This window comes from Nocardia sp. CY15, from assembly GCF_009829295.1.
In the GTDB taxonomy this organism is placed as follows: Bacteria; Actinomycetota; Actinomycetes; order Mycobacteriales; family Mycobacteriaceae; genus Nocardia; species Nocardia sputi.
Window position 1 is genome coordinate 163,565 of sequence record NZ_VUOT01000003.1, and the last position, 22,847, is coordinate 186,411.

General features: G+C 68.5%; 26 protein-coding genes. 13 read left to right on the forward strand and 13 right to left on the reverse strand.

The window, feature by feature from the left end:
- Positions 1–10 precede the first annotated feature (10 nt).
- Positions 11–1,108, forward strand: coding sequence for a GNAT family N-acetyltransferase (locus tag GVY39_RS07580; RefSeq protein WP_159921438.1), 1,098 nt, complete (start codon positions 11–13; stop codon positions 1,106–1,108).
- Between the two features lie 309 nt (positions 1,109–1,417).
- On the opposite strand, the gene GVY39_RS07585 is transcribed toward GVY39_RS07580, so the two are convergent.
- A complete protein-coding gene (locus GVY39_RS07585) occupies positions 1,418–2,065 on the reverse strand; it encodes a hypothetical protein (protein ID WP_236565312.1) in 648 nt (215 codons plus the stop codon).
- A gap of 312 nt (positions 2,066–2,377) precedes the next feature.
- Between GVY39_RS07585 and GVY39_RS07590 the strand changes: the two genes are divergently transcribed.
- Complete coding sequence (locus GVY39_RS07590; RefSeq protein WP_159921436.1) at positions 2,378–2,986, forward strand: hypothetical protein; 609 nt, start codon at positions 2,378–2,380, stop codon at positions 2,984–2,986.
- A 205-nt stretch (positions 2,987–3,191) separates the two neighbouring features.
- On the opposite strand, the gene GVY39_RS07595 is transcribed toward GVY39_RS07590, so the two are convergent.
- Both GVY39_RS07595 and GVY39_RS07600 read right to left on the reverse strand, forming a co-directional pair.
- A complete protein-coding gene (locus GVY39_RS07595) occupies positions 3,192–3,398 on the reverse strand; it encodes a hypothetical protein (RefSeq protein ID WP_043733248.1) in 207 nt (68 codons plus the stop codon).
- A gap of 117 nt (positions 3,399–3,515) precedes the next feature.
- Positions 3,516–3,725, reverse strand: a complete 210-nt coding sequence (locus GVY39_RS07600) for a BldC family transcriptional regulator (protein WP_040783886.1) — start codon at positions 3,723–3,725, stop codon at positions 3,516–3,518.
- Positions 3,726–3,908: 183 nt separating this feature from the next.
- Here GVY39_RS07600 and GVY39_RS07605 point away from each other — a divergent pair, with 183 nt between their 5' ends.
- From GVY39_RS07605 to GVY39_RS07625, 5 genes are all read left to right on the forward strand, one after another.
- Positions 3,909–4,271, forward strand: a complete 363-nt coding sequence (locus GVY39_RS07605) for a DUF4229 domain-containing protein (RefSeq protein ID WP_236565311.1) — start codon at positions 3,909–3,911, stop codon at positions 4,269–4,271.
- The gene (locus GVY39_RS07610) at positions 4,268–5,353 is read left to right on the forward strand and encodes a PLP-dependent cysteine synthase family protein (protein WP_159921432.1); all 1,086 of its coding nucleotides are present in this window, start codon (positions 4,268–4,270) and stop codon (positions 5,351–5,353) included. Before GVY39_RS07605 ends, GVY39_RS07610 begins: the two co-directional genes overlap by 4 nt.
- 125 nt (positions 5,354–5,478) lie before the next feature.
- Entirely contained in the window at positions 5,479–5,700 is a 222-nt protein-coding gene (locus GVY39_RS07615) for a hypothetical protein (protein WP_043699011.1), read from the forward strand.
- Entirely contained in the window at positions 5,700–6,281 is a 582-nt protein-coding gene (locus tag GVY39_RS07620; protein ID WP_159921430.1) for a Clp protease N-terminal domain-containing protein, read from the forward strand. Before GVY39_RS07615 ends, GVY39_RS07620 begins: the two co-directional genes overlap by 1 nt.
- Before the next feature lie 74 nt (positions 6,282–6,355).
- Positions 6,356–6,739, forward strand: a complete 384-nt coding sequence (locus GVY39_RS07625; RefSeq protein ID WP_159921428.1) for a phage holin family protein — start codon at positions 6,356–6,358, stop codon at positions 6,737–6,739.
- 12 nt (positions 6,740–6,751) lie between these two features.
- Here GVY39_RS07625 and GVY39_RS07630 read toward each other — a convergent pair whose 3' ends face one another.
- Together GVY39_RS07630 and GVY39_RS07635 are read right to left on the reverse strand one after the other, a co-directional pair.
- Complete coding sequence (locus tag GVY39_RS07630) at positions 6,752–7,621, reverse strand: 1,4-dihydroxy-2-naphthoate polyprenyltransferase (RefSeq protein ID WP_159921426.1); 870 nt, start codon at positions 7,619–7,621, stop codon at positions 6,752–6,754.
- Positions 7,622–7,716: 95 nt separating this feature from the next.
- The gene (locus tag GVY39_RS07635) at positions 7,717–8,181 is read right to left on the reverse strand and encodes an SRPBCC family protein (protein WP_159921424.1); all 465 of its coding nucleotides are present in this window, start codon (positions 8,179–8,181) and stop codon (positions 7,717–7,719) included.
- 134 nt (positions 8,182–8,315) lie between these two features.
- Here GVY39_RS07635 and GVY39_RS07640 point away from each other — a divergent pair, with 134 nt between their 5' ends.
- Positions 8,316–11,660 carry a BTAD domain-containing putative transcriptional regulator gene (locus GVY39_RS07640; RefSeq protein ID WP_236565325.1) on the forward strand — a complete coding sequence of 1,115 codons (3,345 nt, stop codon included), beginning with the start codon at positions 8,316–8,318 and terminating at the stop codon, positions 11,658–11,660.
- 106 nt (positions 11,661–11,766) lie between these two features.
- On the opposite strand, the gene GVY39_RS07645 is transcribed toward GVY39_RS07640, so the two are convergent.
- From GVY39_RS07645 to GVY39_RS07665, 5 genes are all read right to left on the reverse strand, one after another.
- Positions 11,767–12,603 (reverse strand): ABC transporter permease, encoded by an 837-nt coding sequence (locus GVY39_RS07645; RefSeq protein WP_159921744.1) that lies wholly within the window; start codon positions 12,601–12,603, stop codon positions 11,767–11,769.
- A 68-nt stretch (positions 12,604–12,671) separates the two neighbouring features.
- On the reverse strand, positions 12,672–13,664 hold the full coding sequence (locus GVY39_RS07650; protein ID WP_159921420.1) for an ATP-binding cassette domain-containing protein: 993 nt from the start codon (positions 13,662–13,664) through the stop codon (positions 12,672–12,674).
- A gap of 189 nt (positions 13,665–13,853) precedes the next feature.
- Positions 13,854–15,014: an o-succinylbenzoate--CoA ligase gene (menE, locus tag GVY39_RS07655; protein ID WP_159921418.1), complete on the reverse strand. Its 1,161-nt coding sequence runs from the start codon at positions 15,012–15,014 to the stop codon at positions 13,854–13,856.
- A gap of 337 nt (positions 15,015–15,351) precedes the next feature.
- Positions 15,352–15,744, reverse strand: coding sequence for a VOC family protein (locus tag GVY39_RS07660; RefSeq protein ID WP_159921416.1), 393 nt, complete (start codon positions 15,742–15,744; stop codon positions 15,352–15,354).
- A 1-nt stretch (position 15,745) separates the two neighbouring features.
- Positions 15,746–16,639, reverse strand: a complete 894-nt coding sequence (locus GVY39_RS07665; protein WP_159921414.1) for a 1,4-dihydroxy-2-naphthoyl-CoA synthase — start codon at positions 16,637–16,639, stop codon at positions 15,746–15,748.
- Between the two features lie 288 nt (positions 16,640–16,927).
- On the opposite strand from GVY39_RS07665, the gene GVY39_RS07670 reads away from it, so the two are divergent.
- From GVY39_RS07670 to menD, 3 genes are all read left to right on the forward strand, one after another.
- Complete coding sequence (locus GVY39_RS07670) at positions 16,928–17,584, forward strand: PaaI family thioesterase (RefSeq protein WP_159921412.1); 657 nt, start codon at positions 16,928–16,930, stop codon at positions 17,582–17,584.
- 74 nt (positions 17,585–17,658) lie between these two features.
- Positions 17,659–18,105 carry a hypothetical protein gene (locus tag GVY39_RS07675; RefSeq protein ID WP_159921410.1) on the forward strand — a complete coding sequence of 149 codons (447 nt, stop codon included), beginning with the start codon at positions 17,659–17,661 and terminating at the stop codon, positions 18,103–18,105.
- Between the two features lie 628 nt (positions 18,106–18,733).
- The gene (gene menD / locus GVY39_RS07680; protein WP_159921408.1) at positions 18,734–20,371 is read left to right on the forward strand and encodes a 2-succinyl-5-enolpyruvyl-6-hydroxy-3-cyclohexene-1-carboxylic-acid synthase; all 1,638 of its coding nucleotides are present in this window, start codon (positions 18,734–18,736) and stop codon (positions 20,369–20,371) included.
- A 22-nt stretch (positions 20,372–20,393) separates the two neighbouring features.
- On the opposite strand, the gene GVY39_RS07685 is transcribed toward menD, so the two are convergent.
- The 3 genes from GVY39_RS07685 to GVY39_RS07695 form a co-directional block, all read right to left on the reverse strand.
- Complete coding sequence (locus GVY39_RS07685; RefSeq protein WP_159921406.1) at positions 20,394–20,618, reverse strand: hypothetical protein; 225 nt, start codon at positions 20,616–20,618, stop codon at positions 20,394–20,396.
- A 129-nt stretch (positions 20,619–20,747) separates the two neighbouring features.
- Positions 20,748–20,996: a hypothetical protein gene (locus GVY39_RS07690; protein ID WP_159921404.1), complete on the reverse strand. Its 249-nt coding sequence runs from the start codon at positions 20,994–20,996 to the stop codon at positions 20,748–20,750.
- A 97-nt stretch (positions 20,997–21,093) separates the two neighbouring features.
- Entirely contained in the window at positions 21,094–21,603 is a 510-nt protein-coding gene (locus tag GVY39_RS07695) for an SgcJ/EcaC family oxidoreductase (protein ID WP_159921402.1), read from the reverse strand.
- Between GVY39_RS07695 and GVY39_RS07700 the strand changes: the two genes are divergently transcribed.
- Both GVY39_RS07700 and GVY39_RS07705 read left to right on the forward strand, forming a co-directional pair.
- Positions 21,602–22,123, forward strand: coding sequence for a MarR family winged helix-turn-helix transcriptional regulator (locus tag GVY39_RS07700; RefSeq protein ID WP_236565310.1), 522 nt, complete (start codon positions 21,602–21,604; stop codon positions 22,121–22,123). The genes GVY39_RS07695 and GVY39_RS07700 overlap by 2 nt on opposite strands.
- Before the next feature lie 113 nt (positions 22,124–22,236).
- The gene (locus tag GVY39_RS07705; protein WP_159921400.1) at positions 22,237–22,839 is read left to right on the forward strand and encodes a TIGR03086 family metal-binding protein; all 603 of its coding nucleotides are present in this window, start codon (positions 22,237–22,239) and stop codon (positions 22,837–22,839) included.
- The last annotated feature ends 8 nt before the right edge of the window (positions 22,840–22,847 follow it).

Consider the following 22,847-nt stretch of genomic DNA (forward strand, 5'->3'; position numbering starts at 1 on the left):
TCATCGTGTGATGCGGGAGAACTGGGGTACGGCCGGGGAACGTCGAGTGCCGGAATTGACCGCGGCGGCAGGGGAGTTGGTGCTCCGACCGTGGTCGATGTCTTCTGCGGATTCCGAGTTGGTGCGGGAAGCGGCCGACGACGATCTGATCCCGTTGATCACCAGCGTGCCGTCGGTTTACTCCGCCGAGGAGGCGACGAGGTTCATCGAGCGTCAGTGGGAGCGGGTCTCGAGCGGGAGCGGGTACCCCTTCGTGATCGAGCGAGCTGTGGACGGTAAGCCGCTCGGCAGTATCGGAGTGTGGGTGAGAGATCTCCGGGAGGGCCGAGCGTCGATCGGCTACTGGTTGGTGAGGTCCGCTCGGGGACAGGGCATTGCCGCGCACGCACTGCGGACAGTTACCGCCTGGTCGTTCGAGCAGCTCCGCGCTCCCCGGTTGCAGCTCTACGTGGAACCGTGGAACACGGCGTCCGTCCGGACCGCCGAGCGGGCGGGCTTCCGGCGCGAAGGGCTCCTGCGTGGGTGGCAGCAAGTCGGCGAAAGCCGTCGCGACATGTACATGTACGCGCGGCTGGCGCCGACCCGATCGAAGAGTCCGCGATCGCTGTGTGGCGCGCCGATCGTCCGTGCTGCGATACCGGCGGACGTCGACGGGATCGTCCAATTGCGCGTCGCGGTCGCGGCGGAGGGCAAATGGATCGGTGCCGAGGCGCCGTTCGATACGGAAGACGCTGCCCGCCACGTGCGATCGAATCTCGGCGATGATGGCTGCGGTGTCTTCGTGGCGGAGATCGACGGAAGCCTCGCGGGCACGGCGACGGTTTACTTCACCACGCCTGGCGTCACAGTTTTCGCCATGATGGTCGCGACGGGTCGACGAGGACGTGGAATCGGAACGGCGCTGCTCGACCGAGTCATCGGTTGGTCCCGGGACCAGGGTGCTCACAAGGTGACTCTGCAGGTATGGCCACACAATCAGCCCGCGATGGCGCTGTACGACCGGGCCGGTTTCGAAGTCGAAGGCGTGTTGCGAGGGCATTACCGACGCCGCGGGGGCGAGCTGTGGGATGCGGTGCTCATGGGTCTGCCACTCGACGACGCAGTCTGATGGGTGCATGCCCGAAGCGCTACTCACCGAAATAGTCGGTTTTATTGAATCGTTTGCGCCAGAAATCTGGATGAAAACGTTTTCACAATGTGGGCGGAATTGCGCGAGTCCGACTTCGGTCTCTGAGGTCAGTGACCAAGGGTCGCAAAGCGCGAGTTGGCAACACACGAAATATCAACTGCCCGAACCAATAACGCTTCGGGACCCACTGTCCAATGGGACACGAGACTTCGCATGTCTGTTGATAAGACCGCGCACGTGGCCGGGTTGCGGAGGCGGCAGCGTGCTACGACGGCCGCGGCGGACGTTCTAGAGCCGTGCCACGCACACGACGAAATGGCGCTGCTGGTAGACGATTCCGCTGTCGGCCGAGCCGCAGGCGTTGACGTCGACGGTGTTCTGTTTGATGTCGATCACCTGGACGGCGCCCGGTGCGGGTGTGGCGCAGTCCAGTCGCTTGGGGTTGTCCGGGGTCAGTTCCATGCACCCGCCGACCACCCAGTCGATGTCCAGGCACAGCGCGGCCTGCGCGGCGCCGTGCAGGGTTTCGTGGTAGGTGCGGTCGGCGTCGGTGGGACACGCGGCGTTCGCCGGCGCCTTCTCGATGACCTTGTAAGTGGAGTTGGCGCTGCCACAGGCGGTTTTGTCGATCCCGCCCGCGCCGCCGAGGCGCACGCAGTCGCCGATGTTCACCTGCAGGCTCGTGGCGCTCTTGTTCGACGCGCCGCGCATCGCCGACGTGGTCGGCGGCGCCTCCGTGCTGGTCGGCAGCGGCTCCTCGGTGGTGGGCGGCGGCGCCGATGTAGTCGGCGCCGAGGCGGTCTGGGCGGCGTTGGCCGGCTCCTCGGCGGGGCCGGTCATCGAGACGGCGGCGAAGACCACGAGGGCGGCCGCCAGCCCGGTCCCGACCATGAAGGCGGCCAGGGTGATACCGGCACGGACACGTTGGCGCGACACGTCACGTCCTCCAGAGCTGTAAACCCTTCGAACCCACCTAGCGACCCGAAGTTGTGAATCTTGCGGATTGAAGACCACGCCATGCATACACTACGCGGCACGTCCGCGTCGAGTTTTCCTTCCCATAACCAGTGATCCGCCCCGGGAATCCACCTGCGTGGCCTCATCGTTGGCGAAGTGATCACAATCCGATAACGAACGATCACGATTGCGTGTGCCGACAGCCAGATCTGGAAACAAGTCACGGGCGCTGTACAGTCACACGCCATCCGGCCTCCGGAGCCGGGTGTCTCGGTGAGAAGGAATTCCACAATGAAGTTCGGCACTATTGCCGCTATAACGCTCGGTGCGGTTGCCGCACTGGGCATCACCGCGGGGGCCGCGAACGCGCAACCCGTAGAGCCAGATCGAGAGATCGCGACAACCGGTGTCGAGGAGGGCGTCGACTACCGCACCACGGTTTCCCGCGAGACGGGAGCCATCACCACCGCCGTCGAGCACGGCACCTTCGCCGTGGTGGACGACGGCACCAAGATCAAGCTGACCTCCGACACCGGAGCCGTGGTGGCCGAAGTGCCGCTGAGCTTCGAGGTTTCCGGCAGCAAGCTGTCGGTCGCGCACGAAATCAGCGACAGCGGACGGCGGCTCGCGCTCACCCCGGTGGCGGGCGCCAAGGAGATCGGCGAGATGCAGCCGATCAGCTCGATGAACCGGCTCATCGCCGAACTGAACAAGAACGTCGTGGGCGTGGTCGCGGGCGCGCTGCTCGGCGGCCTGCTCGGAGCCCTGATCGGTCTGGGCTTCTTCAGCATCATCACCGGCCCGATCGGCTTGGTCGTCGGCGCGATCGCGGGCGGAGCCATCCAGGGTGGGCAGCCGTTCACCGACGCGCTGATGGCGGTCGTCAACGGAGAACCCTGATCTGTGACGCACGGATCGGGGTGGGGCAGGCGCACCGCAGCGCGCCTGCCCCACCCGGAACCGGGTTGTCGATCGCCGTGCCGCCCGGCGCGGGGGAACGAGCTCGCCCCCGGCCGGACGGCGCCACGGCTGATGTACTGAGCAAGGAAACGCGCGAACGCCGAATACCGCTGGGCGCGTGCTATCGCGCGGGTCGTGCCGAAGATCAGCGCTCGGCGGAACCGGACTCGCCGTCGCGGTGCTGGCGAGATAGTCGCCAGAGGAACTCCGGGTCGTCGTCGGGTCCGATTACGCGCTTGCGCTGTGGTGAACGCGTTTGCGGGGCAGTGGGTCCAGTCCGCTCGGGGCCGAACGCCTTCCAGCACAACACCGCTATCGCCACCACCGCGATGAGTGCCAACAGGTACGTCACGTCGCTCACCTCCTGCTTACGAGGGTAGCCGCGGACGTGACCGCTGCACACCGCAGACGCGAAAATGAGTTGTGGGCGAGCGCGGACCCGAGCACGACGAGTCCGCGCGCCCTGCGATCAGCGTGCCGTCGCCTCCGTGGTCAGCGACTTGAGCAGCTGGAGTACTTCCGATTCGCGAAACCGGCGATGTCCGCCCGGTGTGCGCAGTGACCCGAGGCGCCCGGCATGAGCCCAGCGCGTCACGGTCTTGGGGTCGACGTGGAACAGGGCAGCAACCTGGCCCGGAGTCAGCAGGGTGTCCTGGCCGCCGACGGTGATCGCAGTCATAGCAAACCTCTCCGTTCTCGACAGTTCCCTCATCAGATGGCGCCATCGTCGCACCGAAACCCCTAGGTACTCGAACCACCTACAGTTGGTAAAGGGGAGGTAATAGACAAATCGGATGTGCGCCCACCCTCGGCTATGGGCGTGCACCGGGGGCGGGCAACAGCTTCGCATAGGCTGATGGATGTGCGTGACGCAACTCCACGAAAAGGTGCTTCCGGACAGCAAACTGCTGGCGCAGGTCGCAGGCTGGCCCGCAATCTAGCCCTCTACACGGTCGCCCGCCTGGGTCTCGTGGTAGTGCTCACCGCGGTGATCATGCTGGCCGCGCGGCTGGTGTCGGTGGACATCCCCGTGGTGGTCGCGACCCTGTTCGCGCTGATCATCGCGATGCCGCTGTCACTGACCCTGTTCAAGCGGCTGCGGGCCAAGGTCAACGAGGACATCGCCCTGGTCGACGAGCGCAGGCGCCGCGACAAGTCCGAGCTGCGGGCGCGGTTACGCGGCGACGAGCCACGCGATCCGCCGGAGGCGGGGACGTCTTCGTGAAGTCCTGTGGTCGCACCGCCCCGCGCGACTGGGTCGACAACGCGGTGCGGCTGATCGACGCCGATGCCCAGCGCAGCGCGGATACCCACCTGCTGCGCTACCCCCTGCCCGTCGAGTGGAACGTCCAGCTGTACCTCAAGGACGAGTCCACCCACATCACCGGCAGCCTCAAGCACCGCCTGGCCCGCTCGCTGTTCCTGTACGCGATCTGCAACGGCTGGGTCACCGAGGGAACGACCGTGGTGGAGGCGTCCTCCGGTTCGACCGCGATCAGCGAGGCCTATTTCGCGAAGCTGCTCGGCTTGGATTTCGTCGCGGTGATGCCGGCGAGCACCTCGCCGCAGAAGATCGCGTTGATCGAGGCGCAGGGCGGTCGTTGCCATTTCGTGCGCCGCCCGCCGGACATGTACACCGAGGCGGCGCGGTTGGCGGCCGAATGCGGCGGTCACTACATGGACCAGTTCACCCACGCCGAGCGCGCCACCGACTGGCGCGGCAACAACAACATCGCCGAATCGATCTTCCAGCAGATGACATTGGAGGCTTATCCGGTGCCGGAATGGATCGTTGTCGGCGCGGGCACGGGCGGAACCAGCGCCACGATCGGTCGCTATATCCGGTATCGCAGGCACGCGACGAAGCTGGCCGTGGTCGATCCGGAGAACTCCGCCTTCTACGGCGGTTACGAAACGGGTGACTCGGCTTACCAGACCGGAATGCCCTCCCGGATCGAGGGCATCGGCCGTCCGCGCGTGGAGCCGTCGTTCGTCGGACAAGTGGTCGACCGCATGTTCGAGGTGCCGGACGCGGCGTCCATCGCGACGGCGAGGTTCGCGAGCGCGCGCCTCGGCCGCCGGGTGGGTGGATCGACCGGGACCAACCTGTGGGGCGTATTCGCGCTGATCGCGGAGATGATCTCCGAAGGGTGCGGTGGCAGTGTGGTCACTCTGCTGTGCGACGGCGGGGATCGCTATGCCGGAACCTATTTCGATGACGCGTGGGTCGCGTCCCAGGGGCTGGATCTCGCGGAGCCCACCGCCGTCTTGGAGAAGTTCTTCGCGACCGGAGTCTGGGACGACTGAGCGGTTCCCGCCTCGCGCGGGGCGCGGCCTCCGGATGTTCGCCGAAAGTGGAATCGAGCGCTGCCACGTCGCCGATCGTCAATTTTTGTTGACACCGTGCGCGCTTGTCAATCAAAATTGACGTCATGACCGAAGCAACCACTCTGGCGGCCGCCGCGGGCAGCCCCGATCCCAAGGTCGGGCTGCGCGCGGTACTCGCGCTACGCAGGCTGCTCGAACGTCTCGAAGCGATCCAGGTGGCCAATGCCCGTGCTCAGGGCTGGTCCTGGCAGGCCATCGCGGAGGCGCTCGAGGTCAGCAAGCAGGCGGTCCACCAGAAGTACAACCGGAGAGACAGGAGCCGCTGATGTTCGAACGATTCACCAGGTCGGCACGCACGGCGATCGTGGTCGCGCAGGAGGACGCGCGCGCATTGCGCGCATCGAATATCGATGTGGAGCACGTGCTGCTCGGGTTGCTCGCGCAGGGCGAGCCGGAGCTCACGGCGTTGCTCGCCGACGCGGGGCTCACCCATGAAGGCGTCATCCGCACGCTGTCGGACCAGGGCAAGGGCGACCCGCTCGGCGCGGAAGACGCCGAGGCGCTGCGATCCATCGGCATCGATCTCGACGCCGTGCGGGATTCGCTGGAAGCTCATTTCGGCGAAGACGCACTGGAGCGTGCGGCGCCCGGGCCGCGGCGCGGGCTGTTCGGCTGGGGCCGCGCCGGGGACTACCGGCACATCCCGTTCACCAGAGACGCGAAGAAGGTGCTCGAACTCGCCCTGCGCGAGGCGCTCGCCCGCAAGGACAAGACCATCGAATCCGGGCACGTCCTGCTCGGCATCCTGCGGGCGCCCAACCCGACCACCCAGCGGCTGTTCGGGGGAGCCGACGCGGTCCACGCCTTGCGCCCCGAAGTGCACGCCCTGCTCGACCGTGCGGCGTGAGTGAGCGGACATGCGCTGTGCCGGTTCCCGCTGTCCCACGGCGCATGTCCCCACCCGGGGCCTAGCATTGGTCCATGCAGCTTGTGATTCGGTTGATCATCAACGCGGCGGCCATCTGGCTGGCCGCGTTCTGGGTGGACAACATCGACATTCTCGCCCCCGAAGGCGGCACGGGCGCCAAGATCGCCGTCGTCCTCGCGGTGGCCGCGGTGTTCACTGCGGTGAACGCGCTGGTCAAGCCGATCGTGAAGCTGCTGTCGCTGCCGTTGGTGATCGTGACGCTCGGGCTGTTCCTGCTTCTGGTCAACGCGCTCATGTTGTGGCTGACCGCCGAGATCACCGATGCGTTCACCGATTACGGTTTGCGCGTCGAAGGTTTCTGGGCCGCGGTGCTCGGTGGCATCATCGTCTCGATCGTGAACTGGGTGCTCGGCATCCTGGTGCCCGACGGAGACTGATCCTCGGCGCCGCTAACCCAGCCCGACCGCCAGCGCGGTGACCGCCGACCAGACCAGCAGGGCCAGGCCGGAATCCCGCAGGGCGGGGATCAGTTCCAGGCCGCCCTTGCCGCCGCGCACCGGCGCGTTGGCCCGCACGGCGAGCGGCGCCGCGATCAGCGCGAGCAGTGCCCACGGCGTGCGCGCGACCAGCACGAGCGTCGCCAGGAACGGCACCGTGAGCAGCGCGAGATGCAGCGTGCGGGTGCGCGGGTCGCCGAGTTTCACCGCGAGGGTGACCTTCCCGGACTCGGTGTCGGTGGGAATGTCGCGCAAGTTGTTCGCGACGAGCACGGCGCTGGAGAACGCGCCCACCGCGACCGCGAGCAGCGCGCCCACCCAGTCGATCCGGCCCGCCTGCACGAACTGGGTGCCGAGCACCGCCACCAGCCCGAAGAAGAGGAACACCGCCACTTCGCCGAATCCGCTGTAGCCGTACGGCTTGCTGCCCCCGGTGTAGAACCAGGCCCCGGCCAGGCAGGCCGCGCCGACGAGCAGCAACCACCACGCGCTGGTGAACACCAGCACCAGACCGAGCGCTGCCCCGATGACGAGACTGACGACCGCGGCGTTCTTCACCGCGGCGGGCGAGGCCAGTTTCTGCCCGACCAGACGCAACGGGCCGACGCGGACGTCATCGGTGCCGCGGATGCCGTCGGAGTAGTCGTTGGCGTAGTTCACGCCGATGATCAGCGCCAGCGAAACGAGCAGCGCCAGAATCGCTTTCCACCACACCGCACCGTCGACCGACGCCGCGGCGCCGGTCCCGGCGAGCACCGGGGCGATCGCGTTCGGCAGAGTACGGGGTCGCGCGCCCTCGATCCATTGCGCTGCAGTAGCCATGTCCGCAGCATAATGGGCGCAGTCGGACGCAGTCCGTCCTCAGCCCGCGCACGGCCGGAGCGAAGGCGCAGGTACGCCTGGTGCGCGCGGGTCGATCAGGTCGTTTCGTCCGTCACAGCCTGCTGCAACCGCGCCAGTCCCTTCTCGAAATCCCGGCCGACGAATTTGTCCATCGGGATGAGCTTGCCGATCCAGCCCATGAGGCCGGTCTGCTGTCCGGTCATCCGCCAGGTCACTTCGGTGCCGGTCTCGACCGGGTCCAGGGTGAAGGTCACCATATTGGTGGCCTTCATCGGTTTCAGGAACTCCAGGCGCACCGCGATCTCCCGGTCGGCGCTGCCGATGATCTCCATGCTGCCCGCCCCCGCCTTGCGGTTGCCGCTCCAGGCGTACTTCGCGCCGACGCCGGATTCCGCGCCGGAGTAGCTGCGCTGGAGCTGCGGGTCGAGGTCCTCCCATGGCGACCATCTGACCCATTCGTGGAAATCGTCGATCAGCCCGTGCACGCGCGCGGGATCGGCCGTGATGACAGCCGATCGGACCACCTCGAACTCAGCCATGGGGGTCACCCTATGCGAGACGGCGTTCGCATCAGCGGCAAAGAATTCGTGTCGGCCGGTCCGGCCTGCTCGCCTACGATGACCGCGGGATGTTTCCGGAGCACAGCGGCCCGCACGGCCACAGTCGAGCAGTGATGCCGCCCGCAGGCGAATCGGTCGTGGTGGCCTTGCTGGGCGAGGTGGCGCTGCGTCGTGACGGTGCGCTGACGCCGTTGCCCGGCGCGCGCTCCCGGCTCCTGCTCACCGCCCTCGCGCTGCGGCCAGGACGCAGCCGCGGTGCGCACGCCCTGATCGAGGAGGTCTGGGGGGAACAGCCCCCGCGATCGCCGATGAACGCGCTGCATACCCAGGTCTCCCGGTTGCGCTCGGCGCTGCCGGAAGGCGCGCTGGAAATCGGCCCGGCGGGCTACCGCTTGACGCTCGGCGCCGAACAAATCGACTTGTCCTCGGTAGGCGAGCGACTGGCACGGGCGCGCGGGCGCCGCGCCGCGGGTGACCTTCCCGGATGTCTGGCGGAGGTCGAGCGGGCACGGGCGCTGTGGCGCGGCGACCCCGGCGCCGATCTGCCGCCGGGCGATCTCGCCGAAGACCTGCGTGCCGCCGCCGAGCAGCGCCTCGCCGAACTCGACGAGCTCGAACTCACCGCACGCGAGGACGGCGGCGACCTCGACGGCGCGTTGAGCTTGGCCCGTGTGCGCGCCGCCGCCGACCCGTTGCACGAGCCCGCGCAGCAGACCTTGATGCGGCTGCTCGCCGCTGCGGGACGGGCCAACGAGGCGCTGGAATCGTTCGCGGCATTCCGCTCCCGGCTGGCGGAGGAACTCGGCACCGATCCCGGACCGGCGCTCGCCGAGATGCACACCGCGATCCTGCGCGGAGAGCCGGTAGCACGCATCGCGCCCCCTCGCTCCGCCGGCGTCGTGACGCCGGCGGCGAACGGCGTTCCCCACAGCGGGTTCGCGGCGGATGCCATCCTTTCGCCCGGTGACTTCGCGCTGGGACCGCAGCATGCGGCGATAGGCCTGCGCGCGGCGCCCAACGCACTGCTCGGCCGGGCCGCCGATCTCACCGCGTTGACCGATCTGCTCCGGGACTGCCGGGTGGTCACCGTGCTCGGCCCCGGCGGTGCCGGAAAGACCAGAGTCGCCAACGAGATCGGTGCGCGGGCGGCGGCCACCCGGTTCGTGGCGCTGGTCGAGCTGGCGTCGGTGCGCGCCGATGACGACGACGCCAGGGTCGAGATCGAGGCGGCGATCGCCGCGGTGCTCGGCCTCAGCGAGGTCACCTTCGACACGGCGACGTTGCGTGCCGGGCAGACCGTCGATATGCGCGGGCGGCTGCGTGACGCGGTGTCGGCGCGCTCGATGCTGCTGATCCTGGACAACTGCGAGCATCTGATCGACGCCGTCGCAGTGGTGGTCGCCGACCTGATCGGCGTCGCGCCCCGGCTGACCGTGCTCACCACGAGCCGTTCGCCGCTGACGATCACCGCCGAGACCGTGTATCCCCTACCGCCGCTGACCATCGACCCGGCGGGTTCACCGGCCACCGAGCTGTTCGCCGCGCGCGCCAGGGCGGTGCGACCGGCGGTCCGGCTGGACCCGGACGTCGTCGCCCAGCTGTGCCGCACCCTCGACGGGCTGCCACTGGCCATCGAGCTGGCCGCCGCCCGAGCGCGCGTGATGAGCGTCGAGGAGATCACCGAGCGGCTCGCCGATCGGTTCGCGCTGCTGCGGCACGGCGATCGCAGCTCGCCCCAACGGCACCGCACCCTGCACGCGGTGATCGACTGGAGCTGGAATCTGCTCGACACCGACCAGCGGGCGGCGCTGCGCCGGTTGTGCCGATTCCCGGCCGGATTCACCGCGGTGGCCGCCGAGGCGGTCGCGGGTGGAACCGACGTGAGCGATGTCGCCGCGGCTATCGACGGCCTGGTCAACCAATCACTGCTCACCGTGCTGGACGACGAGGTACTCGGTACCCGCTACCGCATGCTGGAGACGGTGCGGGAGTTCGGTGAAGAACAGCTGGCTGCCGTCGCGGGCGAGCCGGACCAGGTCGACACCCGAATGATGCGATGGGCCGAGGACTACGCCGAGGACGTGGCGAGCCGGTACCTGACCGGGGATCAGATCCGCCTCGCGCTCTCCGTGGCGGCGGAGTTGGACAACCTGGTCGCTGCCCTGCGCTGCGCGATCGACCGGCAGGACAGCGCGACGGCCTACACGGTGTTTCCCGTCGTCGCGACGCTGTGGGTGATCCGCGGATCGCACCTCGAGGTGGTCGCCTGGGCCGAGCGGGTCATCGAGCTGGAGGCGGTCGACCTCGGCCCCAGGGCACCGCGTCCGGACCTGGTGCTCGTCACCTACGAAATGATGTTCCTGCATCTCGCCTACACCAACAGCGACGCCCGCAGGATGGCCGAGCTGCGCCTGCGCGTGCGCCGACTGCTGCGCAACCCCGCCGAACTCAGCGAGAACAACCGTTTCGTCGGCCGAGTCCTGCTCACCAGGGCTGACGGGCGTGGCCTCGGCAGGTTGCTCGCCGATGCGGCGCGTTCGGCCGATCCGGAGACCAAGGCCACGGCGCTGTTGTTGCGGGCCAACATCAGGGAGAACTTCGGCGATGTGCGCGGCTCCACCCTCGACGCGACCAAGGCGCTGGAGATCCTGGGGGAAGAGAACGTCTGGAGCGTAGCCATGGTGTGCAGGCACCTGGGACAGGCCTGCGGCCAGATCGCCCGGTACGCCGAATCGGTGACCTATTACCGCCGCTCGCTCGACCTGCTGCAAGAGTTCGGGGCCTACGAGGAGATCGTGGAGATCCGCAGCGTGCTGGTGGCTTCGCTGGTCGGGATCGGCGAATTGGAGCAGGCCCGACGGGAACTCGACCTCGCCTTCGGCACATCGGATCTGGATTTCTCGGCCGCCGGACAGAATCGACTGCTGTCCACCGTGCTGCAGAGTTCCGCCGAGCTGGCTTTCGCCGTGGGCGACATCGCGGGCGGTCTGGCTCGCTACGAGCGCGCGCTGGAACGGTTCGGCTGGCCGGACAGCGCGCTCGGCCCGGGGCCGGGCGCACTGATGCTCGCCGGGGCCGCACTCGCCGCCCAGGTGCTGCACGGCGCCGCGGGCGCCGCCGCGACGCTGTGCGCTCAACTGGCGCAGCTCACGGTGCCGATGATGGCGCAGTATCAGGACCTTCCGCAGATCGGCACCGTCGCCTGTGCGATCGGCTCGTATCTCATCGCGGTCGACCGTGAGATCGACCGCGGTCTCGAGCTGCTGATGCTGGCTCCGAAGGTGTCCTGCCGCCAGGATTTCCCTTCCCTGCGCTGGGACCGGCACCTGGACGCCGCCGTCGTGAAGCTGGGCTCCGAACGGGTTGACCAGGCGCGTCGCCGCTCGGGTCATTTGGGGAGGAGGGAATCCGCCGCTCGTATCCTGCGAGCGCTACGAGAATTGGACGCCGCCCGCTGACACTCCCGCGGCGCCGTGTCGGCTGAGCGGAATCGCGAGCACGACGGCGGCACGCCGGTGGACTGGTCGTCACCCCCGGCGTGCCGCCGTCTCGCGTGCGCGCGTCTCACGCCCGGCGCATGTACGCCTTGACGGTCAGCGGGGCGAAGATCGCGATGACGACCAGCGACCCGATCAGCGACCACGCCAGGTCGCCGCCGAAGCCGGCGCCGTTCATCAGCCCGCGGCACGCGTTCACCATGTAGTACACCGGGTTGACGTGATTGAGCCCCTGCATCCAGCCCGGCATCGTGCTCACCAAGGCGAAGGCGCCGGACATGAAGGTCAGGGGGAACATGATCATCATCGAGATGCCCTGCACGCCCGCCGCGCTCTTGCCGGTGACCCCGACCAGCGCCCAGATCCAGCTGATCGCGAACGAGCAGGCCACGATGACCAGACCCGCCGCGACGACGCCCAGCACGCCGCCCTCCGGGCGGTAGCCGATCACCAGGCCGACGACGATGGTCAGCACGGTGGCGATGACATAGCGCACCATGTCCGCCAACAGCGCGCCCGCGAGCGCCGAGATACGCGCGATCGGCAGGGATTTGAACCGGTCGAAGACACCTTTGTCCATGTCCTCGCGCAACTGGGTACCGGTGACGACCGACGTGAGCACCACGGTCTGCACCAGGATGCCGGGGACCAGAACCGGCAGGTAGTCCTGCACGCTGCCGCCGATGGCGCCACCGAAGATGTAGGCGAACAAGGCGGTGAACAGGATCGGCTGCACCGTCACGTCGAACAGCTGCTCGGGCTTGTGCTTGATCTTCAACAGGCCGCGGTAGGCCATGGTGAGCGAACTGGTCACCGCTCGACCCAGCGGAACGCGGTTGCTCACTTCGGGAATCGCGGTCGGTGCCGCATGGTGTGCGACGGTGTCGGTCGCGATGACGCTCATGCTGTGTTCGTTGTCGGCATGCGCGGGCCCTTCGTGGTTACGCACGCTGCCGCCTCCGGGCCTGACGCTCATGCCGCGCTCCTTTCGGACTCGTCGGTGGTGTCTTCGACCGGGTGGCCGGTAATGGTGAGGAAGACCTCGTCCAGGCTGGGCTTGTTCACGGTGATCTCGTCGACGCCGATCTCCCACTCGCGCAGGCGGATCAGCAGGTCAGCGGTGACACCGGCGTCGGTCAGCGGGGCTGTGAGCCGCCCGGCTTCCGGGGTGATCTGCGCCTCGGCGCCGAGGAAATCGCCGATGATACGGCGCGCTTCCTCCAGCTGCCCGCGATCGACCAGGGTCAAGTGCAGTGAGGAACCACCCACCGAGGCCTTCAGTTCGTCGGCCGTGCCATCGGCGATCACCTTTCCGCGGTCGATCACCGCGATCCGGTCGGCCAGCTGATCGGCCTCGTCCAGATACTGCGTGGTGAGCAGCACCGTCGCCCCGTCGCGAACGAGGCGGCGGATGGTCTCCCACATCTGGGCGCGGGTGCGCGGGTCGAGGCCGGTGGTCGGTTCGTCCAAGAACAGCAGCGGCGGCGTCGCGATCAAGCTGGCCGCCAGGTCGAGCCTGCGCCGCATGCCGCCGGAGAAGTTCCGCAGCGGCTTGCTCGCCGCCTCGGTGAGGTCGAACTCCTCCAGCAGTTCGGTCGCTTTGCGCCGGGCGTCGATTCGGCTCAGGCCGAGCAGGCGGGAGAAGACGATCAGGTTCTCGGTGGCGGTCAGGTCCTCGTCGACCGAGGCGTACTGCCCGGTTACGCCGATGAGCGAGCGGACCGCCGTCGGCTCGGCGACCACGTCACGGCCGAAGATGCGCCCGCTGCCGCCGTCCGGTCGCAACAGGGTCGCGAGCATGCGGATGGTCGTGGTCTTGCCCGCGCCGTTCGGTCCGAGCACGCCGTACACCGAGCCCCGCGGCACCGCCAAGCTCACCCCGTCCACGGCTCGCTGTTCCCCGAACACCTTGACCAGGCCGTCCGCCTCGACGGCGAGCGCTGAAGTTGGTGCGAAAGAAGTCATGCGGACTACTGTGGCCACCCGGGCTTGCACCGCGCTTGCACAGCTCTGTCTTCTCGGTGTCGTGTGTTCGCGACCCTCTGACGGCTCGGGTCCGAGCGGCCCACAGCCGCTTCGCCGTAGCCGCGCGCCGCGATTGCTCGGATCCGCGGCAGCGGGATCCTGCCGCGTCGCGAGTGCCGCAGACGACCGCTAGTGCGACGATTCGGCCAACAGGTATTCGCGCAGTTTGGCGCGGTCGGGCTTGCCCGGGCCGCGGAGCGGGAACTCGTCGAGGACGGCGAGTTCGCGGGGAGCGGCGATGGCGTCCAGTTCGGCGACCACGTATTCGCGCAGTTCGGCCAGGCTGGGAGCCGCGCCGGGGGCGGGGATCACCGCTACGGCGACGCGCTGGCCGAGTCGTTCGTCCGGTAGGCCGAGCACCACCACTTCGCTGATCGCCGGGTGGTTGATCAGCACGGCCTCGACCACCTGCGGGATCACCAGCAGGCCGCCGGTCGTGATCGCCTCGTCGAGCCGTCCGGTGATGCTGAGCACGCCGTTGTCGAAGGTGCCCTCGTCCTCGGTGCGGAACCAACCCGGCTCGGCGAACGCGGGATGGTCGGGCTGATTGCGGTACCCCGAGGCGAGCATCGCGCCGCCGAGGACGACCCTGCCGTCCTCGATACGCACCTTCGCGCCGTCCAACGGCACGCCGTCGTACACGCAGCCGCCACAGGTCTCGCTCATACCGTAGGTGCGGACCACGGGGATGCCGGCCGCTCGCGCGCGCTCGTAGACCGGCAACGGAGTGGCCGCGCCGCCGACGAGCACGCCGTCGAGTTCGGCCAGCGCGGCAGCGGCGACCGGCGATTCGAGCGCCTTGATCAACTGGGTGGGCACCAGGGCCGTGTAGCGGCGTTCCCCGCGCATCCCCGAAATGGCGCCCGCCAGGGCCTCGGGCAGGAATCCGCCGGACACGTCCAGCACGGTGGGTTCGGTCCCCGCCAGGATGCTGCGCAGCAGCACCTGGATACCGGCGATGTGATGGGTCGGCAGGGCCAGCAACCAGTTGCCGGGGCCGCCGAGCCGGTCGTGTGTCGCGGTGCCGCTCGCGCGCAGAGCCGCCGTGCCGAGCATCGCGCCCTTCGGCACGCCCGTGGTGCCGGAGGTGGTCACCACCAGAGCGATCTCGTCATCGATCGGCTCGCCCGGCGACAGGGCGTCGCTCAGGCGTCTGGCCTCACGCCGGTCGCTGGTGGGAATGGGCAGCCAGGCGGACCCGCTACCTTCCAGCGCCTCCCGCAGGTGCGGCATGACGTCGCCGAGACCGGACCCGGTGGGCATCGGCAAGGTTCGCAGTGTCTTACTCATACCGTGCCTCGCCGCTCACCAGGCGCGGTCGTGCTCAGAGCCGCTGTACCCACGGCTCGCTCGCTGCACTCCCTCACGGTAGGGATCGTGTCATGCCCGCGTCGCCGCACGCGGAACGGGTCGGTATGCCGGAGTGGCGCACCCGCGGCGCGGCCACCCGGTCGGATCGGGGCTCAAGTACGACAGACATCGAGACTGCGATTCACTCGTCGGACGGGACACGGACGCAGCCGGCCCGGACGTCGGCGGTCGGGTGGCCATCCGAGCGTTATCGTCCTCGCCGGTTGTCGCGTTGGCAACTCGGTGTTGCCCGCCGAGCTACCGAACGGAATCATCGCTACGACGGTGACCAGCGAGAATCCCGTCTGATCGGATGGGACGGCGGGACTTCCACGAGCACGATCGGCACCCCGTCCGGGTCGTGCACCCACATCTCGTGCAAACCCCACGGCTCTTCGACCGGGGCGCGGTCGATCGGGATGCCCTTCAGCGCCAACTCCGCGGCCGCGTCGGACAGTTCACGCACCTGGAGCCAGATGGCGCCCTCGAACGATGACGCCCGGCCCGATCCGCCGTGCGCGGCCACCTCGATCAGCGACTGGCCGGCGAAGAAGACCGTGCCGCCGGGATACTCCCGCGCGATCGCCAGGCCGAGCCCGTCCCGGTAGAACGCGAGGGTGACCTCGTAGTCGGCGGGCCGCAGGATGACCCGGCTGCTGAGAATGTCCATGTCAGAAGTACCAGGGGTAGGGGGTCCAGTCCGGCTGGCGTTTCTGCAGGAACGCGTCACGGCCTTCGACGGCCTCATCGGTCATGTAGGCCATCCGCGTCGCCTCACCCGCGAACAGTTGCTGGCCGACCAGCCCGTCGTCCAGCAAATTGAACGCGTACTTCAGCATGCGCTGAGCCTGCGGCGATTTGCCGTTGATGTCGGCGGTCCACTCCAGCGCGACGTCCTCCAGCTCGGCGTGGTCGACCACCTTGTTCACCGCGCCCATCTGATGCATTTCCTCGGCGGTGTAAGGGCGGCCGAGGAAGAAGATCTCGCGGGCGAACTTCTGGCCGACCATCTTGGCCAGGTACGCGCTGCCGTAGCCGCCGTCGAAGCTGCCCACGTCGGCGTCGGTCTGCTTGAAGCGGGCGTGCTCGCGGCTGGCCAGGGTGAGGTCGCAGACCACGTGCAGGCTGTGCCCTCCGCCCGCGGCCCAGCCGTTCACCAGCGCGATCACCACCTTCGGCATGAAGCGGATCAGCCGCTGCACCTCCAGAATGTGCAGCCGGCCCGCGCGAGCCTGGTCGACCGTGTCCGCGGTGTCGCCGCTGGCGTACTGGTATCCGCTGCGACCGCGAATCCGCTGGTCACCGCCGGAACAGAAGGCCCAGCCACCGTCCTTGGGGCTGGGGCCGTTGCCGGTGAGCAGAACCGCGCCGACGTCCGGCGTCATCCGGGCGTGGTCGAGGGCCCGATAGAGTTCGTCGACCGTATGCGGGCGAAACGCATTGCGCACCTCCGGCCGGTCGAATGCGACACGAACCGTGCCCTGTTCGATGTGCCGGTGATAGGTGATGTCGGTCAGGTTCTCGAATCCCGGAACGGGACGCCACAGCTTCGGATTGAACGTCACCTTGTGATTATCGCTGTGTCCGATTCGCAGCGCCTTCGTCGCCTGCGCGGCGGCCACTCGGACGCGAGCCGGGCCACGAACGGCGGATGCTCGGTCGCGCTTCGCTCGAAACCGGTGGTCGAGCCGGTGTGGTGGCGTCGGGATGCGACTCATGAGTCCGTCGGGCTCTATGAGTGTCTCGGACAGCACGGTTCGTGGCGGTGCTCGGACGCGTGCCGGCGACCGGCTTGCCGCCGTGTGCGCCGGACTTCGATTTGACGGTGTAAAACTACGCGTTACCGTGCAAGTATGAGCGAGCGAGTGAAACCGGTTATCGACCGGACTGCGGTGGATGCCTCCCGGTACGAGAAGCACGGGGGATTTCCGAAGGTCACGCCTGCGCGGGTGGGGCCGAACTTCGGCGGGTTCGTGGAAGCGATGCGGACGTTGCAGGATCTGGCGGTGTCGGCGGACGCGCCGGACGACGTCTTCGGGGCCGCGCAGGCCAAAGCCCGCGAACTGATCGAGCTGCTGGAGCCCCACCGCGCGCCGGAGTTGCAGGGCCCGGCGGGCCGCGCCGTCGAATTGCCCGGGCGGGGAAGCCTTCTGCTGCTGCCGTGGCAGGTGGTCGAGGCGGGGCCGGACGGCATCGAGATGACCGGTGTGTTCCGCCGCTTCCATCTCGGCGGAAACGGGGCCGCGCACGGCGGAGTGCTGCCGCTGCTGTTCGACGACCTGCTCGGCATGATCGTGCACTACGCCGGACGGCCGATCAGTCGCACCGCGTACCTGCACGTGAACTACCGCAAGATCACTCCGCTGGAAGCACCGCTGACGGTTCGCGGGCGGGTCGACCGGATCGAAGGGCGCAAGACTTTCATCACCGCTGAATTGCGCGATGAGCAGGGCGATCTGCTCGCGGACTGCGAAGGCCTTATGGTGGAGTTGCTGCCCTGGCAGCCATAGCCGGGTGAATGCTGGCGCGGGTGCGTATAGTTGCCCTCGCTCGTTCATCGATACCGATCCGGAGGAACCTGAAAGTGGTTGCAGCACTGTCTGAATCCCTGCTCGACGACGCGAAGCGCCCGGCTTTCCTTGCCGACGCCGTCGAGGTTCTCGACGCCGAGGTCTCGGACAAGGGTGGTGCGTCCGGCCTGGCTGTGAAGGGTGGCTACGCGGCGGTCAAGAAGATCAGCCCGTCCATCGTGCCCGATGCGCTGGAGTCGTTGGCGCCCAAGCTCGTCGCGCAGCTGGAGCCGTTCTGGCAGGAATACGCCGCGTCGGGCTCCGGCAAGTTCGCCGATCTGCTCGTCGCCAAGTCCGACGAGGTCGCCGAGGCGTTGCTCGCCGTCACCGACGCCCGGGCCGAGTCCTCCACTCGCCCCGCCCTGAAGAAGGTCTACTCCTCGATGCGCTCCTCGGCGAAGAAGAACGTCATCGAGGCGCTCCCGCGGGTCGGCGACCTGATCGAGAAGCACGCCAAGTGATCTCCTAGCGCTGTGCTTGTGCACAGCGCGTCGGGCAGCGCGAGTTCGCGCCCCTGTACGGCTCGCGTCCGAGCGGCCACCGCCGACGACTTCGTCGCGGACGGGTCGGTCGCTCGGACGCGAGCTGCGTTTGTTCCCAGCGCCTTCCATGCTGGGTGCTCTCGGCTGTTCGGTTTTGCCGGCGCTTGGTCGCTAGGGTTCGCGGCACCCGGTGACTGGCGGGCTTGTTCGTTTGCCGCGCCTTCCACGCGGCGTGTTCGCGGCCCCATCAAGGTTCGCGACCCCAGCGGCCGCCGCTTGCTCGTTCGTCGCCTACGCGACGGCCACACGGACACGAGCCGGGCCGTGAACGGACGATGCTCGGTCTCGCTTCGCTCGAAAGGCTTGGCCGAACCGGTGGGGTCACGCAGCGATTGATGAGCCTCGAGGCCGACCCCCTATGGAGACGGCGAGGGAGCCGACGCACGAGGGCGCGACGCGGGATACCGGATCACGCTCCGGTCGATGGCGGCGGTGCGGGTGATTCATGGGCGAGCCACTGCGCGAAGCCGCAGGGTGTGCGATGACACAGTGTGATTGCGAGCCTCCCGGCGGCGACTTCTAGTTGACTGTCTGCCAGTCTGGAGGCGTGAACCCGTCTACAGCACAAGCGCAGGTCGTCGTCGACGAACTCGTGCGCGGGGGCGTGCGGGATGTCGTCCTGTGCCCCGGCTCCCGGAACGCTCCGCTGGCCTTCGCCCTGCAGGCTGCCGACGCGGCCGGGCGCCTGCGGCTGCACATGCGGATCGATGAGCGGACGGCCGGATTCCTCGCCGTCGGGCTCGCGATCGCCAGCCGGCTCCCCGTCCCCGTCGTGATGACCTCGGGCACCGCGGTGGCCAACCTCGGGCCTGCCGTGCTGGAGGCGAACTACGCCAGGGTCCCGCTGGTGGTGCTCAGCGCCAACCGGCCCTACGAGATGCTCGGCTCCGGCGCCAACCAGACCGTCGAGCAGTTCGGCCTGTTCGGCAGCCAGGTACGCGCCACCATCTCGCTGGGTCTGGCAGAGGAGGAGGCGGGCGACGGCGATCACCAGCCGTACGGCCACCAGAACAGCCAGTGGCGCTCAGCGGTCTGCCGGGTGCTCGCGGCGGCGCGCGGCACCCGCTCCGGCAATGCGGGCCCGGTGCACTTCGATGTGCCGCTGCGCGAGCCGCTGGTCCCCGACCTCGCGACCGGCGAGTCGGCTCCCGCCGGTCGCGCGGGCGAGTGCGCCTGGACCGAGACCCAGTACGCGACGCTCGACGTGCCGCTCGAACTGGACCTCACCCCGGACACCGTCGTCATCTCCGGACACGGCGCCGGGTTGCGCCCTGAGCTGGCGCATCTGCCGACCGTCGCGGAGCCCACCGCCCCCATGCACGGTCCGGCGCTGCACCCGTTGGCGCTGCCGCTGCTGCGGCCGAAGCAGGCGATCATCACCGGCCGCCCCACTTTGCACCGGCAGGTCTCGAAGGTGCTCGCGGATCCCGACGTGCGGGTCTACGCGCTGACCACCGGGCCGCGATGGCCCGACGTGTCCGGCAATGTGGTGGGAACCGGCACGCGTGCTGTCATCACCGGCACGCCCAGAGCGCAATGGCTGGAGCACTGCCGCGAACTGAACGCCAAAGCCGAGCAAGTGGTGCGGGCCGAACTGGCCCGGCACCCGAAACCCACCGGGCTGCACGTCGCCGCTGTCGTCATGGACGCGCTGCGCGAAGGTGACCAACTCTTGCTCGGCGCCTCGAACCCGGTGCGTGACGCCGCGCTGGTGTCGCATCCGCGGCCGGGGATCGAAGTGCTGTCGAATCGCGGCGTGGCCGGTATCGACGGCACGGTGTCCACGGCCGTCGGCGCCGCTCTGCATCACGAGGGGCGCACCATCGCGCTGATCGGTGACCTGACGTTCCTGCACGACGCGTCCGGCCTGCTCATCGGACCCGGCGAACCGCGGCCGGCCGATCTGACCATCGTGGTCGCCAACGACGACGGCGGCGGCATCTTCGAGCTGCTCGAACAGGGCGACCCGCAGTACGCGGGCGTGTTCGAGCGGGTCTTCGGCACCCCGCACGGCATGGATCTCGCCGCACTGTGCGCCGCCTACCGCATCCCGCACCGGCAGGTGGACCCGCAGCAACTGGCCACCGAGCTGACCGGGCACGCCCACGGCGTGCGCGTGCTGGAGGTGGCCACCGAGCGGTCGAGCCTGCGCGAACTGCACACGACGGTGCGGGCGAAGATTTAGCCCTGAGCGCGGGCCGGGGCGGTCAGTAGCCGAGGTCCTCCTCGGGATCGTCATCGATCGGAACCGCGATGGACTGTTCGATCACGTCCGCGGGGTTCGCCTCCAAGATGTCGCGCTCCAGGATCGCCCGCTCGACGACGTCCTCTTCCGGCAGGTCGTCGGCGAGCACCGGCTCCTCCGGATACGCCGGAACGGACTGCTCGGCGAGATCGGCCTCCGGGACCGCGTCGGCAAGGGGATCTGACATCGTGCGCTCCTCTCCATGTAGGCCTCTCGATCGGCATACCCGTCGTGGCGCGCCGCAATCGAGGCGGACGTTCAACTTCGGCTGCATCGAGGATGCCCGCGGCAGGACCGTACGGCAAGCATCTCCCCGTCAACGTTGTCGTTCTTCGCCGATCTGCGGCGCCGTCGCGTCGGCGGGGTGCTCGACGAGTGCGAGGGTGCGCCCGGCCATGAATCGAGCGGTCCGCACCGCCGTCCCCGATCGCGTCACTTCGCTGACTTCGACCACGCCGCGCGCGATCCGTACCTCGACCCGCCGCCCCGCCCGGGTAGCCGCGATCTCGTAACTGCGAGACCCGTCGCCCACGTCGACGACGATCTCCACCCGATCACCCTTCATCTACCAATTGTCCGCTTTTCCAGCGCATTTCGCCGCTACGAGTAGGTAACGGCGGTGTGGCGAGCCGGTCGGGACGGTTCGGTCTCGCGCGTGCCGATCACGGAGCGGGCCTGCGCGATCCGAGTCCGAGCTTGCGCGCGAGGCGGCCCATGAGGTGCGACATCTCGGCCGGAAAGGAATCCGGTTCGGGGATCGCGACCGGGCGGACCCGGCCGTTGTGAATCGCGGTTACCCGCCAGCCTTCGGACGTGCGTACCAGCACCAGTGTCTGGCGCGACAGCCTGCGCTCGGGCAGCCGCGAGCGCCATGGCATCAGTACCGACGCGGTGCCGTGCAGGATCGCCACGTCGGAGGTGAGGAAGCGGATCGACTCCACGTCGCCGACCAGTGCGGAGCCTGCCAGCACGCCTCGGAAGAGCTTGTCGTGATTGTGCTGGTGCTGGGCGCGGCCGATGGCGCGGGTGCCGTCATAGGACACGTAGTCGGAGTCGTCGGTGAAATACCCGGCGTAGGCATCGGCGTCGTTGTCGGTCCACGCCTGCATGAGGTCTCCGAACAGCGCCCGGATCCGGGCGTCGTCGTCGGTGCGGTCGCGGGTGTCGGTCATGGCGGTGCGCCTCCGTGCTATGATTTCGATCAACGAAAGTTACGATAACAGAAAGTTTAGAATGTCGAAAGATAAGCTCATCGGCGAAATCGGCATGCAGTTGCGGCTGCTTCAGCAGAGCTTCGACGTCTTCGACGAGGCGGTCGCCGCACACCTCGGCGTGAACCGCACCGATATGCGGTGCTTGGATGTGGTGCTCGGCCGTGGCCCGCTGCCTGCGGGCGAGCTGAGTGCCGCGGTGAAACTCAGCCCCGCGGCCACCACCGCGGCGATCGATCGACTGGAACGTGCCGGATTCGTCGTGCGCGGTCAGGATCCGTCCAATCGGCGGCGCGTGCTGGTAACCGCCACCACCGCTGCGCGAGAGGTGGCGGAGCGGATCTTCGAACCCGTCGGCCGGGCAGGTGCGCAGGCTCTCGATCGCTACGACGCCGCCCAGCTTTCGCTGATCCTGGACTTCCTGCATACCGCGCTCGCCGTCCATCGCGGACAAACCGACCGCATCGCGTCGGACGGCTGACCGGAGCGCTCACGCGGCGGCGGCGCTGGCTCGGCGCGTTCCCTCCGGACCGATGAATTCCGCGCGGCGGTTGTGTCTACATGGTTGAACATATCCCCGGCTCAGGAGATCCGATGAATCCGGAATTCGATTTCGAACCGGCCGCTACCGCGCTGGCGACAGTGATCGGCCGCATCACCGACGACCAGCTCGCGGCGCCGACACCCTGCGCGGACATCACGGTCGGTGCTCTGCTCGCGCACGTCGACGATCTGACCGAGGCGTTTCGTCAGTCGGCCACCAAGGAGGCCGTCGGCAGGTCCGTCGCGCCGGATTCCCCTGCCGAGCGCGCCCTGCCGGAAGATTGGCGCTCGCGCATCCCTGCCCGGCTCGATGCCCTGGTAGCAGCGTGGCGGGAGCCCGCGGCCTGGGACGGCGTGACGGAGGCGGGTGGGGTGAGCCAGCCCGCCCCGGTGATGGCCAGGTTCGCGCTGGACGAGGTGGTCGTGCACGGCTGGGATCTGGCGAAGGCCACCGGCCAGCCTTTCACGTGTGATGCCCGGTCCGGCGCGATTCTCTTGGACATGCTGCGCGACACTCCCGCCGAGGGCGTGCCGGGCTTGTTCGGGCCGGTGGTGCCGGTCGCGGCGGCGGCGTCCGACTGGGAGCGGGTCCTCGCGTTCACCGGCCGCCGCGCCGACTGGACTGCCGAGACCAGGGCAGCGGTGCTCGACTAGCCGGAGTC

Excerpts from the sequence above, each read along its gene's own strand:
- menE (WP_159921418.1), bottom strand. The coding sequence starts at position 15,014 with ATGAGTAAGACACTGCGAACCTTGCCGATGCCCACCGGGTCCGGTCTC.
- GVY39_RS07690 (WP_159921404.1), bottom strand. The coding sequence starts at position 20,996 with ATGAAGGGTGATCGGGTGGAGATCGTCGTCGACGTGGGCGACGGGTCT.
- GVY39_RS07700 (WP_236565310.1), top strand. The coding sequence starts at position 21,602 with ATGGCGGTGCGCCTCCGTGCTATGATTTCGATCAACGAAAGTTACGAT.
- GVY39_RS07580 (WP_159921438.1), top strand. The coding sequence starts at position 11 with ATGCGGGAGAACTGGGGTACGGCCGGGGAACGTCGAGTGCCGGAATTG.
- GVY39_RS07600 (WP_040783886.1), bottom strand. The coding sequence starts at position 3,725 with ATGACTGCGATCACCGTCGGCGGCCAGGACACCCTGCTGACTCCGGGC.
- GVY39_RS07590 (WP_159921436.1), top strand. The coding sequence starts at position 2,378 with ATGAAGTTCGGCACTATTGCCGCTATAACGCTCGGTGCGGTTGCCGCA.
- GVY39_RS07670 (WP_159921412.1), top strand. The coding sequence starts at position 16,928 with ATGAGCGAGCGAGTGAAACCGGTTATCGACCGGACTGCGGTGGATGCC.
- GVY39_RS07695 (WP_159921402.1), bottom strand. The coding sequence starts at position 21,603 with ATGACCGACACCCGCGACCGCACCGACGACGACGCCCGGATCCGGGCG.
- GVY39_RS07620 (WP_159921430.1), top strand. The coding sequence starts at position 5,700 with ATGTTCGAACGATTCACCAGGTCGGCACGCACGGCGATCGTGGTCGCG.
- GVY39_RS07630 (WP_159921426.1), bottom strand. The coding sequence starts at position 7,621 with ATGGCTACTGCAGCGCAATGGATCGAGGGCGCGCGACCCCGTACTCTG.
- GVY39_RS07635 (WP_159921424.1), bottom strand. The coding sequence starts at position 8,181 with ATGGCTGAGTTCGAGGTGGTCCGATCGGCTGTCATCACGGCCGATCCC.
- GVY39_RS07645 (WP_159921744.1), bottom strand. The coding sequence starts at position 12,603 with ATGAGCGTCATCGCGACCGACACCGTCGCACACCATGCGGCACCGACC.
- GVY39_RS07685 (WP_159921406.1), bottom strand. The coding sequence starts at position 20,618 with ATGTCAGATCCCCTTGCCGACGCGGTCCCGGAGGCCGATCTCGCCGAG.
- GVY39_RS07615 (WP_043699011.1), top strand. The coding sequence starts at position 5,479 with ATGACCGAAGCAACCACTCTGGCGGCCGCCGCGGGCAGCCCCGATCCC.
- GVY39_RS07660 (WP_159921416.1), bottom strand. The coding sequence starts at position 15,744 with ATGGACATTCTCAGCAGCCGGGTCATCCTGCGGCCCGCCGACTACGAG.
- GVY39_RS07650 (WP_159921420.1), bottom strand. The coding sequence starts at position 13,664 with ATGACTTCTTTCGCACCAACTTCAGCGCTCGCCGTCGAGGCGGACGGC.
- GVY39_RS07625 (WP_159921428.1), top strand. The coding sequence starts at position 6,356 with ATGCAGCTTGTGATTCGGTTGATCATCAACGCGGCGGCCATCTGGCTG.
- GVY39_RS07705 (WP_159921400.1), top strand. The coding sequence starts at position 22,237 with ATGAATCCGGAATTCGATTTCGAACCGGCCGCTACCGCGCTGGCGACA.
- GVY39_RS07640 (WP_236565325.1), top strand. The coding sequence starts at position 8,316 with ATGCCGCCCGCAGGCGAATCGGTCGTGGTGGCCTTGCTGGGCGAGGTG.